Annotated in this window: 2 protein-coding genes; both read right to left on the reverse strand. The window is 65.1% G+C overall.

Features of this window, described 5'->3' with window-relative positions:
- Positions 1–49: 49 nt before the first annotated feature.
- Complete coding sequence (istB, locus tag CDV49_RS19555; RefSeq protein ID WP_088216957.1) at positions 50–943, reverse strand: IS21-like element helper ATPase IstB; 894 nt, start codon at positions 941–943, stop codon at positions 50–52.
- Positions 940–2,457, reverse strand: coding sequence for an IS21 family transposase (gene istA / locus CDV49_RS19560; protein WP_088216958.1), 1,518 nt, complete (start codon positions 2,455–2,457; stop codon positions 940–942). The genes istB and istA overlap by 4 nt, the downstream gene beginning before the upstream one ends.
- Between the last annotated feature and the right edge of the window lie 184 nt (positions 2,458–2,641).

The raw sequence follows: 2,641 nt of genomic DNA on the forward strand, positions 1-2,641 counted from the left end.
TATAGCGCGACAATCTGGAAGAGACGCGCGCGTCAATCTGGATGAGATTCTACGTCGCGGTGTCCGTGAGGGTATCATCCTGATTGTCGCTGGCAAGATGCTGGCTCGATGTTGATTGACGCTCCGCGACAAACTGAGGGGTGTTGTTGATTGTCGCGAAGGCAGCGGGACGGCCGCGTGATCGCTTTGCCTCCATCGCGCTTCGCCGCCTATAGCTCTCGACGTTCATCTCGAAGATGGTGGCGTGGTGGACGAGCCTGTCGACGGCGGCCAGCGTCATGGCGGGGTCCGGGAAGACCCGGTTCCATTCGCCGAAGGGCTGGTTGGCCGTGATCAGGATCGACCGCCGCTCGTAACGGGCCGAGATCAGCTCGAACAGAACGCTGGTCTCGGCCTGGTCCTTGGTGACGTAGGCGAGATCGTCGAGTATCAGGAGATCGAACTTGTCGAGCTTGGCGATGGCGTTCTCGAGCTGGAGTTCCCGGCGCGCGACCTGCAGTTTCTGGACCAGATCCGTGGTCCGGGCGAACAGAACGCGCCATCCGTTCTCGATCAGTGCCAGTCCGATCGCCGCAGCGAGGTGGCTTTTGCCGCCGCCGGGCGGGCCGAACATCAGCACGTTGGCACCCTTGGCCAGCCAACTGTCCCCGGCGGCCATGGCCGTGACCTGGGCCTTGGAGATCATTGGAACGGCCTCGAAGGCGAAGCTGTCGAGGGTCTTGCCCGGCGGCAGATGCGCCTCTGCAAGGTGGCGTTCGATCCGGCGGTTGGCGCGTTCGGCCAGCTCATGCTCGGCAATGGCTGCAAGGAAGCGCGCGGCCGGCCAGCCCTCCCGATCAGCCGTTTCGGCGAACCGCGGCCAAAGCGTCTTGATCGTGGGCAGGCGCAGTTCGTTCAGCATGATGCCGAGGCGGACCTCGTCGATGGAATAGACGGTCGTCATGCCGTTTCTCCCATCCAGGCCGTCGGGGCGACGAGAGCATCGTAGGTGTCCAGGCCGACCTGCGCCACCGAGACGACCGGCAAAGCCTGTGGATCGGGTCCGAACTGTCGTCGCAGGGCGACGGGATCGGGCAGATGTCCGGCCGTCAGAACCGCCTCGATCTCGTCTCCCAGCTCGCGCTCGCAGCCGCGCTCATGGGCCAGCGCCAGAAGTTCGACGGTGACCTTGCAGGCCATCTTCTCAGGCAGTTGGGCAACCAGTGCCTCGAAGGCACGCCGATAGGCCGGGCGCGGGAAGAGCTTGTCGCGATAGACGAGGTTCAGGAGCGCCATCGGCTTCTTACGCAAGGCGTGGATGACATGGCGGTAGTTGACCACCTGATCGTGCCGCCCGTCCGGATGGGCACGTCCCCTCGGCAGCGTCATGACCAACGTCCCGCCCATGAAGACCTCCAGCCGGTCATCGTAGAGTCGGACCCGCAGCCGGTGACCGATCAGGCGGGACGGCACGGTGTAGAAGACCTTGCGCAAGGTGAAGCCTCCGGTGCTCGATACCGTGACGATGACTTCCTCGAAGTCGGTCGTGCGGTTCGTGGGCAAGGCCTGGAGGTGGGCACGCTCTGCCGCGATCCGCTTGCCCTGGGCAGCATTCCGGCGTCCGACAACCTCGTCCACGAAGGCACGGTAGTCCACCAGACCCGCAAACTCCGCCGAGCCCCGCATCAGAAGGGCGTCGCGGATCGCCGCCTTGAGATGGCCGTGTCCGCTTTCGATGGCGCCGTTCTCATGAGCGACCCCACGATTGTTGCGCGTGGGCGCCATTCGATAATGGGCGCACAGCGCGTCGTAGCGCCGCGTCAGATCCGCCTCGGTGTCGGCGTCGAGGTTGCGGAAAGCTGCGGAAAGGCTGTCGGTGCGGTGCTGGTGTGGCGCGCCACCTGCCGACCAAAGGGCATTCTGCAGGCCCTCGGCCAGAGCGACGAAGCTCTCGCCGCCCAGGATGACATGCGCATGAGCGAAGCCCGACCACGGCAGCCGGAAGTGGTAGAGCATGTGTGCGAGGGGGTGCCCGCCGACCGTGACGCCCAGGGCAGACATGTCGGTGAAGTCCGACAGTCCCATCCGGCCAGGTTCATGCACCTGCCGGAAGATCACATCCTGTTCGGCCCCGTGCAGCGCGCGCCAGGACCTTATCCGGCGCTCAAGCGTGCGTCGTATCCCCGGCGAGAGTTCGGGATGGCGGCGCAGCATCTCTTCGAAGATCGCCACGGGTCGCAGTCCGGGCGCCTCCTTCAGCAGCGGCACGACCTCGGCATCGAAGATCGTCTCGAGCGGATCGGGGCGCCGGCGCTCCCGCGGTTGCATCTTCTGCGAAGGAAGCCGCGGGTCCTGCGCGATGCGGAACCCCGTCGAACGGCTGAAATCGGCCTTGGCGGCGGCCACCTCGATCGGGTGGGTCTGTCTCAGCTTCATGAAAAGCCTCGTCTGTTGATCGGTTACGTGGCGGCCCGGCACAAAGTGGCTCTCTCTCATGGAAAACCCCAGCGTATCGGACCGACCGCGATCACAGACGCACATTCAAAGCGCGCGCCGTGGTGGTCCTGTGCTTCCGGTCGGGCTACGCCCTCCCTCCACCACAGGACCACCACGGCGTCTCACCCAGATTGACGCGGAATCTCACCCTGATTGTCGCGCGGCA

Origin of the sequence: Haematobacter genomosp. 1 (genome assembly GCF_002196855.1) — a bacterium.
GTDB lineage: Bacteria > Pseudomonadota > Alphaproteobacteria > Rhodobacterales > Rhodobacteraceae > Haematobacter.